Consider the following 15,228-nt stretch of genomic DNA (forward strand, 5'->3'; position numbering starts at 1 on the left):
AATAACCAACGAATTAATAATTAAAAAATAAAAGAAGATATGAACAACGCATTTGATCAATATGAAGTATGGTTCGTAACAGGAGCACAGCTTCTGTACGGAGGTGACGCAGTAATCGCAGTAGATGCACACTCTAATGAAATGGTAAACGGATTGAACGAGTCCGGCAAACTTCCTGTTAAAGTGGTATACAAAGGTACGGCCAATTCTTCCAAAGAAGTGGAAACTGTTTTCAAAGCTGCCAACAATGACGAAAAATGTATCGGTGTCATCACCTGGATGCATACTTTCTCTCCTGCCAAAATGTGGATTCACGGTCTGCAACAGTTGAAGAAACCATTGCTGCACCTGCATACCCAGTTCAACAAGGAAATTCCATGGGATACAATGGATATGGATTTCATGAATCTGAACCAGTCAGCTCACGGCGACCGCGAATTCGGACATATCTGTACCCGCATGCGTATCCGTCGTAAAGTAGTGGTAGGCTATTGGAAAGAAGAAGATACTTTACACAAAATTGCTGTCTGGATGCGTGTTTGTGCCGGTTGGGCAGACTCACAGGATATGCTGATCATCCGTTTCGGAGACCAGATGAACAATGTTGCCGTAACTGATGGTGACAAGGTGGAAGCCGAACAGCGTATGGGTTACCACGTAGACTACTGCCCGGTAAGCGAACTGATGGAGTATCACAAAGAGATCGAGGATACAGATGTGGACGCATTAGTAGCTACTTATTTCAAAGAGTACGACCATGATGCAGCATTGGAAGACCCATCAACGGAAGCCTATCGGAAAGTATGGAATGCCGCTAAAGCCGAACTGGCTATCCGCGCTATCCTGAAAGCAAAAGGAGCAAAAGGATTCACTACCAACTTCGACGATTTAGGTGATATTGAATACAACGGTTTCGACCAGATACCCGGACTTGCTTCCCAACGTCTGATGGCAGAAGGTTACGGCTTCGGTGCGGAAGGCGACTGGAAATCGGCCGCCCTATATCGCACTGTATGGGTAATGAATCAGGGACTTCCGAAAGGCTGTTCTTTCCTCGAAGATTATACACTCAACTTCGACGGCGCAAAAAGCTCTATCCTGCAATCGCACATGTTGGAAGTTTGTCCGCTCATCGCTGCCAACAAGCCCCGTTTGGAGGTACACTTCCTCGGCATAGGTATTCGCAAGAGTCAGACCGCCAGACTGGTATTCACCTCAAAAGTCGGTACAGGCTGCACGGCTACTATCGTAGATATGGGGAACCGTTTCCGCCTGATCGTAAACGATGTAGAGTGCATCGAACCGAAACCGTTGCCTAAATTACCCGTCGCTTCCGCTCTCTGGATTCCGATGCCCAACCTCGAAATAGGTGCAGGAGCATGGATTCTGGCCGGTGGAACGCACCACTCTTGCTTCTCCTACGACCTGACGGCCGAATATTGGGAAGACTACGCCGAAATCGCAGGTATCGAAATGGTACATATCAATAAAGATACCACGATCAGCTGCTTTAAAAAAGAGCTGCGCATGAACGAAATTTATTATATGCTAAACAAAGCTCTCTGCTAATTATGGATAGTAAATTTGTAATAGGACTCGATTACGGTAGCGACTCTGCACGCGCTATCGTAGTCAATGCACTGACAGGCGAAACGCTTGCCACTGCCGTGCAATACTACCCCCGTTGGCAAAAAGGCCTGTATTGCAATCCTGCCATCAATCAATACCGCCAGCATCCGCAAGACTATATCGACGTGCTCGAAGGCACTGTAAAGGAAGCCCTTGCACAATGTCCGGCGGGTACTGCCGAACAAGTAGTCGGTATTGCTTTCGACACTACCGGAAGTACTCCCGCCCTGACAGATACCAGTGGAACCCCACTTGCCCTGTTGCCCGAATTTTCCGAAAACCCGAATGCCATGTTCATTCTTTGGAAAGACCACACCGCCATTCAGGAAGCCGCCGAGATAAACAAAGCCTGCAAAGAATGGGACATCGACTATTCAGCCTATGAAGGCGGAATCTATTCTTCCGAATGGTATTGGGCAAAGGCCTTGCACGTATTGAGAGCAGACGAAACGATACGTGCCAAAGCATATAGCATCGTAGAATATTGCGAATGGCTGCCTGCACTTATCACCGGAGTCAAGACAAGCAGTGATATTGTGCGTAGCCGTTGTGCCTGTGGTCATAAAGCGATGTGGCACGAAAAATGGGGCGGACTGCCTTCTGATGAATTCCTTACCAAGATAGACCCGTTGCTGACAGGATTCCGCGACCGTCTGTTCGAAAAAACAGAAACCGCCGACAAACCGGTCGGACATCTGACCGAAGAATGGGCGGCACGTCTCGGACTGACCACCAAAGTAGTGGTTGCCGGAGGGGCATTCGATTGCCATATGGGTGCTGTCGGTGCCGGAGTGACTCCCCACACATTCGTCCGGGTGATCGGTACGTCTACCTGCGATGTGATGGTAGCTTCCTATGAAGAGATCGGACACAATCTGATAAAAGGCATTTGCGGACAAGTGGACGGCTCCGTTATCCCCGGCATGATCGGTCTGGAAGCCGGGCAATCCGGATTCGGAGATATTTATGCCTGGTTCAAACGTGTTCTCGAATTCCCGTTGCACAACATCATCGGGCAATCGGCCTTGATCGATGAAGCCACCAAAGAAAAATTGATAGCCGAATCAATCGACCGTATCATCCCGGCTCTGACTGCCGAAGCAGAAAAGATTCCGGTAAGCGAAAGCACGGTCATTGCTACCGACTGGATGAACGGACGCCGTACACCCGATGCCAATCAGTTGCTGAAAGGAACAATCACCGGACTGACATTGGGCAGTACGGCTCCCCGTATCTTCCGCGCACTGGTAGAAGCGACCGCTTTCGGTTCAAAAGCCATTGTAGACCGATTCCGCAGCGAAGGCGTACAGATAGACAGCGTGATCGGTATCGGCGGTATTGCCCTGAAGTCCCCTTTCGTGATGCAGACATTAAGCGATGTGCTGGATATGCCTATCAAAGTTTGTCGCACAGACCAAGCATGCGCATTAGGCGCCGCCATGTTTGCCGCCACCGCCGCCGGTATCTATACCAAAGTCGAGGATGCACAGAAAGCAATGAACTCCGGCTTCGCCAACGAATATCGCCCCAATGCCGAAAACGCAGCTGCCTATAAAGAGATATACGAAAAATATATCAAACTCGGTCAATTTACAGAAAAAGAGCTGTTTAAATAGCTAAGCAGTTTAGTAGTTAGTTAAGTAGTTAAGTAGTCAAGTAGTTAAGTAGTCAAGTAGTCAAGTAGTCAAGTAGTCAAGTAGTTAAGTAGTTAAGTAGTTAAGTAGTTAAGTAGAAATGACTTGCTGATGTGTTTCTCTTGACTATCTACTACTTGACTACTTGACTACTTAACTACTATATATATTGTATCATTTCCAATTCTCAAAAGTAAAAATCAATAAGTATGCAACTGACGTAAAACCAGTTAGTAAATAGTTTGTTATATATTCAGTATAACTCGGATTACGGTAAAAGCTTATTGTATTCAAAACAAGAACCATCTTTCAAAAGCCACAAAAAGATGTATGTTTTGTATTTCTAATTACACATAAAGAGTTATCTTTGCCAAAGAAAAGAATGAAATTTATAAATTTTAAGAGATATGAATGATAATAAACTTATGAACCGTGCAGCGGACAACATCCGTATCCTGGCTGCTTCGATGGTTGAAAAAGCCAATTCCGGACACCCGGGAGGTGCAATGGGTGGTGCAGACTTTGTAAACGTACTCTTCTCCGAGTTCTTAGTATATGACCCACAGAATCCGCGCTGGGAAGGACGGGATCGCTTCTTCCTCGATCCGGGACATATGTCGCCTATGCTCTATTCCGTGCTGGCTCTCACCGGCAAATATACGCTGGCCGAATTGGCACAATTCCGCCAATGGGACAGCCCCACTCCGGGACATCCGGAGGTAAATGTAATGCGTGGTGTGGAAAACACTTCCGGTCCTCTCGGACAAGGACATACCTATGCCGTAGGAGCAGCCATCGCCGCTAAATTCCTGAAAGCACGGTTCGGTGAAGTAATGAGCCAAACCATCTATGCCTATATTTCGGACGGCGGTATCCAAGAAGAAATTTCACAGGGTGCAGGACGCATTGCCGGAACATTAGGACTGGATAATCTGATCATGTTCTACGACTCCAACGACATCCAGCTTTCTACTGAAACAAAAGATGTCACAACAGAAGACGTAGCCATGAAATACAAGGCATGGGATTGGAAAGTAATCGAAATCAACGGTAACGACCCCGATGCCATCCGCGCTGCCCTCAAAGAGGCAAAAGCAGAAAGTGAACGCCCTACCCTGATCATCGGTAAAACAACGATGGGTAAAGGTGCACGCAAAGCCGATGGAAGCAGCTATGAAGCCAATTGTGCTACACACGGTGCTCCGTTGGGCGGAGATGCCTACATCAACACCATCAAAAATCTGGGTGGTAACCCGGACGAACCGTTTACAATCTTCCCCGAAGTGGCCGAACTGTATGCCAAACGCGCTGAAGATCTGAAAAAGATCGTAGCCGAGAAGCATGCCATAAAGGACGAATGGGCCAAAGCAAATCCGGAACTGGCAGCTAAAATGGCCGAGTTCTTCTCCGGCAAAGCTCCGAAAGTGAACTGGGATGCCATCGAACAGAAAGCAGGTATCGCCACCCGTGCCGCTTCGGCAACTGTGCTCGGCGCTCTTGCTACTCAGGTGGAAAACATGGTAGTGGCTTCTGCCGACCTCTCCAACTCCGACAAAACCGACGGCTTCCTCAAGAAGACACACGCATTCAAACGCGGTGACTTTAGCGGTGCTTTCTTCCAAGCCGGTGTATCCGAACTGAGCATGGCTTGTATCTGTATCGGTATGTCGCTTCATGGCGGTGTAATCCCTGCATGTGCCACTTTCTTCGTATTCTCGGACTACATGAAACCTGCTATCCGTATGGCTGCCTTGATGGAACAACCGGTGAAATTCATCTGGTCGCATGATGCTTTCCGTGTAGGCGAAGACGGCCCTACGCACGAACCGGTAGAACAGGAAGCACAAATCCGCCTGATGGAGAAACTGAAAAACCACAAAGGCCACAATTCAATGCTGGTACTTCGTCCGGCAGATGCCGAAGAGACGACTATCGCATGGAAGCTGGCTATGGAAAATGTCTATACCCCGACTGCATTAATCCTGTCTCGTCAGAATATTGCCAACCTTCCGGACGGAACGGACTACGCCCAAGTAGCCAAAGGCGCATACGTCATTGCCGGTGCCGATGAAAACCCGGATGTTATTCTGGTTGCTTCCGGATCAGAGGTTTCCACACTTGTAGCCGGAGCCGAACTGCTTCGTAAAGACGGTGTGAAACTTCGTATCGTATCCGCACCTTCCGAAGGTCTGTTCCGCAGCCAGGACAAGGCATATCAAGAATCTGTTCTCCCGACAGGTGCAAAGATATTCGGTCTGACAGCCGGTTTGCCCGTCAACTTGCAAGGTCTTGCCGGTGCTAACGGCAAAGTATTCGGACTCGAATCATTCGGTTTCTCCGCTCCATACAAGGTATTGGATGAAAAATTAGGTTTCACTGCCGAAAACGTATACAATCAGGTAAAAGAAATGCTATAATGAAAACAATCGGATTATGTTGCGACCATGCCGGTTTTGAGCTGAAAGAATTCGTTCGCGGATGGCTACAGGCAAAAGGCTGGGAGTACAAAGATTTCGGAACTTATTCTACCGAGAGTTGTGATTATCCGGATTTCGCTCACCCGTTAGCATTGGCTGTAGAAGCCGGTGAATGCTATCCGGGAATTGCTATCTGCGGAAGTGGAAACGGAATCAGCATGACACTGAACAAGCATCAAGGCATCCGCGCCGCACTTTGCTGGACAGCAGAGATCGCACATCTGGCCCGCCAACACAACGATGCCAATGTGCTCGTGATGCCGGGACGCTTTATCAGTACTGAAGAAGCGGATATGATTCTGACAGAATTCTTCTCTACACCATTCGAGGGAGGAAGACACCAGAAAAGAATAGATAAAATTCCCGTAAAATAAGAACATAGTACAAGAAAACCCGGTTCAGACTGACTGAAGCCGGGTTTTCTTTTCATATTAAATCAAAAAACCCACCTTTTCAATCAAAATACATCAGATAGAGATGCGCGACAGTTCGTATTTTTGCAACCATAAAATCTATTATCCATCAAAAACAACCCAAAACAAATGAAAAGAATATTTGGATTCCTATCTTTGTTGTTAACAGCAGCAATCACTTTCGCCAATCCGATTGACTTTGACAAAGCTTTCAAAGAGAGCAAAAAGATCGAAAAGCAGATCAAGAAAACATCGTTCCCCAAACAAACGTACCACATCACGGATTTCGGAGCAAAAGCGGACAATGAGTCGGTACCTTGCCATGAAGCAATCAACCAGGCAATCCTTCAATGCAGCCTGGCAGGAGGCGGCACAGTGATTGTTCCCAAAGGAACATTCTACACCGGTCCTATCACGTTGAAAAGCAATGTGAACTTTCACTTGGAGGAAGGAGCCGTACTGAAATTCCTCACTGATCAAAGCCTGTATTTCCCCGGTGTGATAACCCGTTGGGAAGGGTTGGACTGTTACAACGCGCGCCCTTTGATCTATGCTTACGGTGAAACCAATATCGCCATTACCGGCAAAGGCACCATTGACGGACAAGGCTCCAACGACACTTGGTGGCCAATGTGCGGTGCAGCCAAATATGGCTGGAAAGAAGGCATGGTGGCACAGCGTAACGGCGGTCGCGAACGTTTATTAATGTATGGAGAGACCTCCACTCCCATCTACAAGCGTGTGATGACACCGGAAGACGGTTTACGTCCGCAACTCATCAATCTGTACTCCTGCCACACCATCCTCATAGAAGATGTCACTTTGCTGAATTCTCCTTTCTGGGTGATTCACCCGCTTTTCTGTGAAAGCTTGATCGTACGTGGAGTGAACATTTTCAACCGTGGTCCCAACGGAGACGGATGTGACCCGGAATCCTGCAAAAACGTGCTGATAGAGAATTGTACATTCGACACCGGTGACGACTGCATCGCTATCAAATCGGGACGTAATGCCGATGGACGTAAATGGAATATTCCGAGTGAAAACATCATTGTACGTAACTGTAAAATGAAAAACGGACACGGCGGCGTAGTGATCGGCAGCGAAATATCCGGCGGATACCGCAATCTGTTTGTAGAAAACTGCCAAATGGACAGCCCCAATCTGGATCGTGTGATCCGTATCAAAACCAGTACTTGCCGGGGCGGCATCATCGAAAATGTATTTGTCCGTGATATCACCGTAGGCCAGTGCCGGGAAGCAGTATTGCGTATCAACTTGCAATATGAAAACCGTGAGAACTGCAACCGCAACTTTCCTCCTGTTGTCCGCAATGTACACCTGAAAAATGTAACTTGTGAAAAAAGCCGGTTAGGAGTGCTCATCATCGGGTTGGACGACGATCAACATGTATATAACATCAGCGTGGAAGACTCGCACTTCAATAATGTTGCAAAAGGAACCAATGACATAAAAGGAGCGAAAAACGTTACTCTCAAGAACCTATACATAAACGGAAAACTTGTAAAAGAGTAAATCCATAGAACCAGTCAAAAAAGATGTAGCATCCTTTCCAAAAAGACGTAACATCCTCTCCAAAAAGATGTAACGTCTTTCAAAAAAACATATAACGTCTTTAAGAAAAAGATTTAGCAGGCTTTAGAAAAAGATGCTAAGTCTTTTTTTATTGGTTACTTTTATACTTGAAGCATATGGAAGTGTTTGATTTAAACCTTTTATCCATAGAGCCTACAGGGTGAAGCGACACTAAAGAAGAAAAGAACCGGCAGACCAATATCCCGATGCCGGGTATATACTCCCCCTGAGACTCCTTCTTACTGGTCATATGCACCGTGCTTGACGCACGTAAGCACCGTTTCCGGATGGTTTTTGAACGGTACATAAAAACAAAGTTTGCCTTCACCCCGTAACGCCTATGAACAAAGGGTTTGATAGAAAAAGGTGAAGGCGGTGAACGGGGTAAAAACAAGTTGAATAGAGGTTATTTGCCACGAAATCCACAAACATACGGATCTTCTCCCTGCATCCGGAGTCAAAAGACCTCCTTACAAATTGTAACTCAGCCACTTCCCCGTAAAATAATAAAATGACAAATTGTCGTTAAAATCCCTTTATATCCTCTCTATTTTAAATAGAAAAAGAATAAAAGGAAGAAATTTAACCTGTTTCATGAGCAACGAATCTAAATAAAAAACTATCTTTGTAGTGCAAACTCTGAAACTCAACAGATATGGAACAAATGGAGACCATAAAAGAGCTTATCAATCAGGGAGATGTAAATAAGGCGATTGAAGCCCTCGATACTCTCCTCACTCAATCAGACTTCGCCGGAAAAGACGAAGTTTACTACCTACGGGGTAACGCTTACCGAAAACAAGGAAACTGGCAACAAGCCCTCAACAATTATCAATCCGCTATTGAGATCAACCCGGAAAGCCCGGCTTTGCAAGCCCGCAAAATGGTAATGGATATTCTGGAGTTCTATCACAAGGACATGTATAATCAATAAACGTAATAAAATCGATAGATTATGGCAAAAATTAAAGGAGCAATCGTAGTCGACACAGAGCGTTGCAAAGGCTGCAATCTGTGTGTGGTGGCTTGTCCGCTCAATGTAATATCACTCGCCAAAGAGGTGAACGTAAAGGGGTATAACTATGCCCGGCAGGTGTTGGAAGATACCTGTAACGGGTGCAGTTCGTGTGCAACGGTCTGCCCGGACGGTTGTATCTCAGTGTATAAAGTTAAATGTGAATAAAAGAAACGAATATGGCAGAAGAAGTTGTATTAATGAAAGGTAACGAAGCCATCGCTCACGCAGCCATCCGTTGCGGTGCCGACGGATACTTCGGTTACCCTATTACTCCGCAATCGGAGGTATTGGAAACGCTGGCTGACCTGAAACCATGGGAAACTACCGGTATGGTAGTGCTTCAGGCAGAAAGTGAAGTAGCAGCTATCAACATGGTATATGGTGGAGCCGGAAGTGGCAAGATGGTACTGACCTCCTCTTCAAGTCCCGGCGTCAGCCTGAAACAAGAGGGTATCTCCTATCTGGCCGGTGCCGAACTTCCCTGTTTGATTGTAAATGTGATGCGCGGCGGCCCGGGATTAGGAACCATCCAACCCAGTCAGGCAGATTATTTCCAGACAGTAAAAGGCGGCGGACACGGTGACTATAAACTGATCGCACTCGCTCCGGCTTCCGTACAGGAAATGGCTGATTTCGTCGGACTTGCCTTTGAACTTGCCTTCAAATATCGTAATCCGGCTATCATCCTTGCCGACGGTGTTATCGGACAGATGATGGAAAAAGTAGTGCTACCGCCTATGAAACCCCGCCGTACCGACGCGGAAGTAATCGCACAGTGCCCGTGGGCCAGTACAGGTAAAACCAAAGACCGCAAGCCTAATATCATTACATCACTCGAACTCCGTCCGGAAGAAATGGAAAAGAACAACATCCGTTTCCAGGCCAAGTATCGTGTAATCGAAGAAAATGAAGTGCGTTTCGAGGAAATCGATTGTGAAAATGCAGAATACCTGATCGTAGCGTTCGGTTCAATGGCGCGTATCGGACAAAAGGCAATGGAACTGGCACGTGAAGAAGGTATCAAGGTAGGTATGCTTCGCCCCATCACGTTATGGCCTTTCCCCACAAAAGCCATTGCAGCATATGCCGGAAAAGTGAAAGGCATGCTTGTTACCGAGTTGAATGCCGGACAGATGATTGAAGATGTACGCCTTGCCGTAAATGGGAAGGTAAAAGTAGAACATTTCGGCCGTCTCGGTGGTATTGTTCCCGATCCTGACGAGATAGTGACTGCTCTTAAAGAGAAAATAATGCAATAATAATTTACGGTTAGACTCAAAGAAATTCCAATCGTCTAATCATAAACCGTCTAATCGTTAAATAGAATAAAGATGAATCCCGATAAAATAAGAAATGTATTGAACATACTTTTCATGATACTTGCTCTGGCAGCTATTATCGTTTACTTCGTGGCAGATGATTTCAAGATATTCATCTACGTCTGCGGTGCGGCGATCTTCGTCAAGCTGATGGAGTTTTTTATACGATTCACCAACAGATAAGGAGAACAAGTTATGACTAAAGAAGAAATAATCAAACCCGAGAATCTGGTTTATAAAAAACCGACTCTGATGAACGCCAATGCCATGCACTACTGCCCGGGTTGCAGTCACGGCGTGGTACATAAACTCATTGCCGAAGTCATCGAAGAGATGGGAATGGAAGATAAAGCCGTAGGTATCTCTCCGGTAGGCTGCGCCGTTTTTATCTACAACTATCTTGATATCGACTGGCAGGAAGCTGCCCACGGACGTGCCCCTGCACTGGCCACCGCCATCAAACGCCTGTGGCCGGATCGCTTGGTATTTACTTATCAAGGTGACGGTGATTTGGCTTGTATCGGTACTGCCGAAACCATCCATGCACTGAACCGTGGCGAAAACATTACCATTATCTTTATAAACAACGCCATTTACGGTATGACCGGCGGACAGATGGCTCCTACTACCCTTGTCGGCATGAAAACAGCTACTTGTCCTTACGGACGCGATGTGAATCTCCACGGTTATCCGCTAAAGATTACCGAAATAGCTGCCCAACTGGAAGGAACGGCATACGTCACCCGCCAATCCGTACAATCGGTTCCGGCTATCCGTAAAGCCAAGAAAGCCATCCGTAAAGCATTCGAAAATTCAATGAACGGCAAAGGTTCCAATCTGGTAGAAATCGTATCGACTTGTAGTTCCGGCTGGAAGATGACACCCGAAAAGGCCAATAAATGGATGGAAGAACACATGTTTCCATTCTATCCATTAGGTGATTTGAAAGATAAATAATGACTCAATATGCCAATGTGCCGATATGCCAATGAAGACAGGAAATGTAGTTTTGGACAAAAGTTTTGCATTTGCATTATCAATTATAAGCTATTGCGAAACTCTGGAACAAAACAAAAAATTCGTAATTTCCAATCAGCTTCTAAAAAGCGGTACATCCATTGGTGCTAATATCAATGAGGCACAGAACAGTGAAAGTAAGGCAGATTTTATTCATAAATTAAAGATAGCTGCAAAAGAAGCGGAAGAAACCAGATATTGGTTATTACTTTGTGAGGAAGCAGTTAACTATCCTTACGAATCAAATTTGCTAAACGATCTGGGAGACATATTGAGATTACTCAATAGCATTATAAATTCAGCCAAGCAGCAAATGTAACCGACAATTGGCACATTGGCATATTGGCACATTATCACATTATTACATTATTAACATGAAAGAAGAAATCATTATAGCAGGCTTCGGTGGACAGGGTGTACTGTCTATGGGCAAGATTTTAGCATACTCAGGATTGATGGAAGGTAAAGAGGTTACCTGGATGCCGGCTTACGGACCAGAGCAACGTGGAGGTACGGCCAATGTTACCGTTATCGTAAGCGATGAAAAAATATCTTCACCCATCCTCAGTAAGTACGACACCGCCATCATCTTAAATCAGCCGTCACTCGAAAAGTTTGAAAGCCGCATTAAACCCGGAGGCATACTTATCTATGACGGATATGGAATTATCAACCCACCCACGCGCAAGGATATCAAAGTATATCGTATCGATGCGATGGATGCAGCCAATGAAATGAAAAATGCCAAAGCATTCAACATGATTGTGTTGGGTGGATTATTAAAACTCCGCCCTATCGTAACATTGGAAAATGTCATCAAAGGCTTAAAAAAGACACTTCCCGAACGCCATCACCACTTGATACCGATGAACGAAGAGGCCATCAAAAAAGGGATGGAACTGATAAAAGAGTTGAAAATTGAAAGTTGAAAGTTGAAAGCTTATTCAGTTGAAAGTTGAAAATTTGGAAGAAATAGAGAGTTGAAAGCTTATTCAGTTGAAAGTTGAGAGTTAAAAGTTAAAAGTTACTATGCAGCATCACAGCGCAGCCAACTTTCAACTTTCAACTTTCAACTTTCAACTTTTTAGTACTATCTTTGCGCCCAATTATGAGACGATTCCTACTTACATATATATTACTTGCCATTGTAGGTCAGTTGGCTATCCAAGCGCAAGTCAACCCTAATAATCCGTATGACGACCGGATAGATGAATTCGGTAATATCGTAGATCAATACGGCAATCAGATTGATCCTGCCATGCGTCCGCAAAACCCGGATAGTAGCAATGTAGAAATACAAGGACTCCCCCCCAAGCTCTACATGTGGCACATCAGTGAAAATCTGGGAACTGTAACCCGTACACCTGCCGATACATTACGTCTAAACTTCCAGAATACCAATCTTACGGAAGGAATGACAGGGCACTATAATTATCTGTCCAATATGGGTGCCCCGCGTATATCCCGTATCTTTTTTGACCGTGACGCTACCCAGGAGCCGACTATCTTCATGCAGCCCTACTCCTTTTTCTTTATACGGCCGAACGAATTCAATTTCACCAACAGTAACGTTCCCTACACCAATCTGACATACTATAAAGCCGGTAGTAAAGTAAATGGTGAAGAACGTTTCAAAGCATATTTCTCAGTCAACGCAAATAAGCAGTTGGCTTTCGGTTTCAATATCGATTACTTATACGGACGAGGATATTACAACCATTCGAGTACCTCCTTTTTTAATGCCGCTCCTTTCATCAGCTATATGGGAGAGCGATATGAAGGAACACTGTTATACAGCTATAACTATCTGAAAAACAACGAGAATGGAGGAATCACGGACGACAACTACGTCAAAGATCCCGAAGCCGTATCCGGTGGGCAGCAAAGTTATGAGTCGATCAATATGCCAACGGTTATGAGTACGGCTACTTCCCGAAATTCAGATAGCTATGTTTTTCTGGCACAACGTTATAAGTTAGGTTTTCACCGCGATCTGCCACAAGAAGAAAACGACACGTTGCCACCTGTGCAGGAGTTTGTCCCCGTCACCAGCTTCATCCATACGATGCAGGTAGAATGGAGCAAGCATAAGTTTACTTCAGAAGACCAGTTGAAAGACTATTATCAAAATACATACATCAAGCCGGGCGTCCCTTATATCGTCGACGATTCCACCTCCTATATAGGAGTAAAAAACACATTGGGAATTTCCCTTCTCGAAGGTTTCAATAAATACGCCAAAGCCGGACTGACCGGTTTTATCTCACATAAATTAAGTAAATACGAACTGATGAATAAAGACTCGGTCAGCATAGATCGCTATACCGAGAATGAAGTCTTTGTAGGCGGTGAATTATCTAAACGGCAGGGCAGCATCCTTCATTATCATGCCATTGGCGAAGTGGGATTATTGGGAAAAGCCATCGGACAGTTTAATGTAAAAGGCGACCTCGATCTGAATTTCCGTTTGGGAAAAGACACGGTCAGTTTGATAGCACGCGCAACGGTAAGTAATACATTACCCTCATTTTATATGCGACATTACCACTCCAAGCATTTCTATTGGGATGATGATAATATGGATAAAGAATTCCGTACACGCATAGAAGGCGAACTGAACATCGAACATTGGAAAACAAACTTGAAAGCCGGTGTAGAAAACATTAAAAACTACACTTATTTCAACCAACAAGCCCTTCCGGAACAATTCGGAGGCAACATCCAAGTACTTTCGGCCACATTATCCCAAGACTTCAAACTTGGAATTCTTCATCTGGACAATGAAGTTACCTGGCAAAAATCGAGTAACAGCACAATCTTACCCTTACCGGATCTCTCGTTATACCACAACCTGTATATAGATTTCAAACTGGCGAAAAAAGTACTGAGTGTTCAATTGGGTGCTGATGCACGTTACTTTACCAAATACCATGCACCGGCTTATATGCCTGCTACGGGACAGTTCCACCTACAGCCAACCAATGATCAAGTGGAGATAGGCGGCTATCCCATTGTCAATGTATATGCCAATCTTCATCTGAAACGGACACGTTTCTTCGTTATGATGTATCACGTAAACGATGGATTGATCAATCGTCCGAATGCATTCTATGCACCTCACTATCCCATCAATCCCCGACTGCTGAAATTTGGTGTATCCTGGAATTTCTATGATTAATCCTACCATGCATCTATGAAGCCCATCCAAAGGAAATATCTGAAATATCTGCTTATTGCCATCGTCTGCTTCCTCGTATTTGCTTTCTGGCCTCAAAGAAAGGAAAAGGAAGAAGGACATCCGCGCGATTATGCGGAAATAGCGGCAGACGGTATTCTCCGCGCGGCAACAGAATACAATTCCATCAGCTTCTTCGTTGACGGCGATACGGTGAGCGGATTCCACTATGAACTGATAGAAGCCTTTGCCCGTGATAAAGGAATTCAGGCACAAGTCTCTCCAGTGATGAGTTTTGACCAACGTCTGAAAGGACTTGAAACCGGTAAATACGATGTAATAGCATATGGCATTCCAGCCACCAGCGAATTGAAAGACTCGCTGCTCCTCACCTCGCCCATAATCCTAAGTAAACAGGTATTGGTGCAGCGAAAAGCAACGTCCGAAAACGATTCACTCTTTATCAGAAACCAACTCGATCTGGCAGGACGAACCTTGCATGTCGTAAAAGCCTCTCCATCCATCCTTCGTATCCGTAATTTGGGAGACGAGATCGGGGATACGATTTATATCAGTGAAATAGAAAAGTACGGTTCGGAACAACTGATTGCAATGGTAGCTCATGGAGACATCGATTACGCCGTCTGCGACGAGAGCATTGCACAAGCGGCCATAGATTCACTGCCCCAACTGGATATCAGTACAGACATCAGTTTCACGCAATTTTACTCTTGGGGGGTAAGCAAGCAATCGCCTGTCCTGCTGGATAGCCTGAACACATGGCTTACAAGCTTCCGCCAAGGAAAAGAGTATAAAGAAATATTGCATAAATATTATCCTGTTAAGTAGAGAGTAGTTTAGTAGTAAGTAGTTAAGTAGTAAGTAGTTAAGTAGTAAGTAGTTAAGTAGTAAGTAGTAAGTAGTTAAGTAGTAAGTAGTAAGTAGTAAGT

14 protein-coding genes are annotated in these 15,228 nt (G+C 45.2%); all 14 read left to right on the forward strand.

Translation table 11 applies throughout. From position 1 onward, the window contains the following. The first annotated feature begins 39 nt into the window (after positions 1 to 39). On the forward strand, positions 40 to 1,569 hold the full coding sequence (araA, locus tag HMPREF1532_RS01110; protein ID WP_005923655.1) for an L-arabinose isomerase: 1,530 nt from the start codon (positions 40 to 42) through the stop codon (positions 1,567 to 1,569). A gap of 2 nt (positions 1,570 to 1,571) precedes the next feature. Continuing rightward, a complete protein-coding gene (locus HMPREF1532_RS01115; RefSeq protein ID WP_005923657.1) occupies positions 1,572 to 3,245 on the forward strand; it encodes a ribulokinase in 1,674 nt (557 codons plus the stop codon). A 425-nt stretch (positions 3,246 to 3,670) separates the two neighbouring features. Further along, complete coding sequence (locus tag HMPREF1532_RS01120; protein ID WP_005923660.1) at positions 3,671 to 5,680, forward strand: transketolase family protein; 2,010 nt, start codon at positions 3,671 to 3,673, stop codon at positions 5,678 to 5,680. Then, a complete protein-coding gene (rpiB, locus tag HMPREF1532_RS01125) occupies positions 5,680 to 6,114 on the forward strand; it encodes a ribose 5-phosphate isomerase B (protein ID WP_005923664.1) in 435 nt (144 codons plus the stop codon). The genes HMPREF1532_RS01120 and rpiB overlap by 1 nt, the downstream gene beginning before the upstream one ends. Before the next feature lie 168 nt (positions 6,115 to 6,282). Continuing rightward, entirely contained in the window at positions 6,283 to 7,689 is a 1,407-nt protein-coding gene (locus HMPREF1532_RS01130; protein WP_005923666.1) for a glycoside hydrolase family 28 protein, read from the forward strand. A gap of 715 nt (positions 7,690 to 8,404) precedes the next feature. Then, the gene (locus HMPREF1532_RS01135; protein WP_005923669.1) at positions 8,405 to 8,683 is read left to right on the forward strand and encodes a tetratricopeptide repeat protein; all 279 of its coding nucleotides are present in this window, start codon (positions 8,405 to 8,407) and stop codon (positions 8,681 to 8,683) included. A 21-nt stretch (positions 8,684 to 8,704) separates the two neighbouring features. Next, positions 8,705 to 8,932 (forward strand): 4Fe-4S dicluster domain-containing protein, encoded by a 228-nt coding sequence (locus tag HMPREF1532_RS01140; RefSeq protein ID WP_005923672.1) that lies wholly within the window; start codon positions 8,705 to 8,707, stop codon positions 8,930 to 8,932. An 11-nt stretch (positions 8,933 to 8,943) separates the two neighbouring features. Continuing rightward, the gene (locus HMPREF1532_RS01145; protein WP_005923676.1) at positions 8,944 to 10,026 is read left to right on the forward strand and encodes a 3-methyl-2-oxobutanoate dehydrogenase subunit VorB; all 1,083 of its coding nucleotides are present in this window, start codon (positions 8,944 to 8,946) and stop codon (positions 10,024 to 10,026) included. A gap of 72 nt (positions 10,027 to 10,098) precedes the next feature. Then, entirely contained in the window at positions 10,099 to 10,269 is a 171-nt protein-coding gene (locus HMPREF1532_RS21205; protein ID WP_005923679.1) for a hypothetical protein, read from the forward strand. A 12-nt stretch (positions 10,270 to 10,281) separates the two neighbouring features. Further along, the gene (locus tag HMPREF1532_RS01150; protein WP_005923682.1) at positions 10,282 to 11,043 is read left to right on the forward strand and encodes a thiamine pyrophosphate-dependent enzyme; all 762 of its coding nucleotides are present in this window, start codon (positions 10,282 to 10,284) and stop codon (positions 11,041 to 11,043) included. Between the two features lie 31 nt (positions 11,044 to 11,074). Beyond that, positions 11,075 to 11,422 carry a four helix bundle protein gene (locus tag HMPREF1532_RS01155; protein WP_025819160.1) on the forward strand — a complete coding sequence of 116 codons (348 nt, stop codon included), beginning with the start codon at positions 11,075 to 11,077 and terminating at the stop codon, positions 11,420 to 11,422. Between the two features lie 55 nt (positions 11,423 to 11,477). Further along, entirely contained in the window at positions 11,478 to 12,032 is a 555-nt protein-coding gene (locus tag HMPREF1532_RS01160; protein ID WP_005923688.1) for a 2-oxoacid:acceptor oxidoreductase family protein, read from the forward strand. A gap of 179 nt (positions 12,033 to 12,211) precedes the next feature. Next, positions 12,212 to 14,281, forward strand: coding sequence for a putative porin (locus tag HMPREF1532_RS01165; protein WP_005923691.1), 2,070 nt, complete (start codon positions 12,212 to 12,214; stop codon positions 14,279 to 14,281). Between the two features lie 15 nt (positions 14,282 to 14,296). After that, a complete protein-coding gene (locus HMPREF1532_RS01170; RefSeq protein ID WP_005923694.1) occupies positions 14,297 to 15,127 on the forward strand; it encodes a transporter substrate-binding domain-containing protein in 831 nt (276 codons plus the stop codon). Positions 15,128 to 15,228 lie beyond the last annotated feature (101 nt).

It is taken from the genome of Bacteroides salyersiae WAL 10018 = DSM 18765 = JCM 12988 (assembly GCF_000381365.1).
Classification (GTDB): Bacteria; Bacteroidota; Bacteroidia; order Bacteroidales; family Bacteroidaceae; genus Bacteroides; species Bacteroides salyersiae.

Bases quoted from the DNA above. Each gene is read 5' to 3' on its own strand.
- HMPREF1532_RS01160 (WP_005923688.1), top strand. From the start codon at position 11,478: ATGAAAGAAGAAATCATTATAGCAGGCTTCGGTGGACAGGGTGTACTG.
- HMPREF1532_RS01135 (WP_005923669.1), top strand. From the start codon at position 8,405: ATGGAACAAATGGAGACCATAAAAGAGCTTATCAATCAGGGAGATGTA.
- HMPREF1532_RS01165 (WP_005923691.1), top strand. From the start codon at position 12,212: ATGAGACGATTCCTACTTACATATATATTACTTGCCATTGTAGGTCAG.
- HMPREF1532_RS01130 (WP_005923666.1), top strand. From the start codon at position 6,283: ATGAAAAGAATATTTGGATTCCTATCTTTGTTGTTAACAGCAGCAATC.
- HMPREF1532_RS01155 (WP_025819160.1), top strand. From the start codon at position 11,075: ATGAAGACAGGAAATGTAGTTTTGGACAAAAGTTTTGCATTTGCATTA.
- rpiB (WP_005923664.1), top strand. From the start codon at position 5,680: ATGAAAACAATCGGATTATGTTGCGACCATGCCGGTTTTGAGCTGAAA.
- HMPREF1532_RS21205 (WP_005923679.1), top strand. From the start codon at position 10,099: ATGAATCCCGATAAAATAAGAAATGTATTGAACATACTTTTCATGATA.
- HMPREF1532_RS01150 (WP_005923682.1), top strand. From the start codon at position 10,282: ATGACTAAAGAAGAAATAATCAAACCCGAGAATCTGGTTTATAAAAAA.
- HMPREF1532_RS01140 (WP_005923672.1), top strand. From the start codon at position 8,705: ATGGCAAAAATTAAAGGAGCAATCGTAGTCGACACAGAGCGTTGCAAA.
- HMPREF1532_RS01115 (WP_005923657.1), top strand. From the start codon at position 1,572: ATGGATAGTAAATTTGTAATAGGACTCGATTACGGTAGCGACTCTGCA.
- HMPREF1532_RS01145 (WP_005923676.1), top strand. From the start codon at position 8,944: ATGGCAGAAGAAGTTGTATTAATGAAAGGTAACGAAGCCATCGCTCAC.
- HMPREF1532_RS01120 (WP_005923660.1), top strand. From the start codon at position 3,671: ATGAATGATAATAAACTTATGAACCGTGCAGCGGACAACATCCGTATC.
- HMPREF1532_RS01170 (WP_005923694.1), top strand. From the start codon at position 14,297: ATGAAGCCCATCCAAAGGAAATATCTGAAATATCTGCTTATTGCCATC.
- araA (WP_005923655.1), top strand. From the start codon at position 40: ATGAACAACGCATTTGATCAATATGAAGTATGGTTCGTAACAGGAGCA.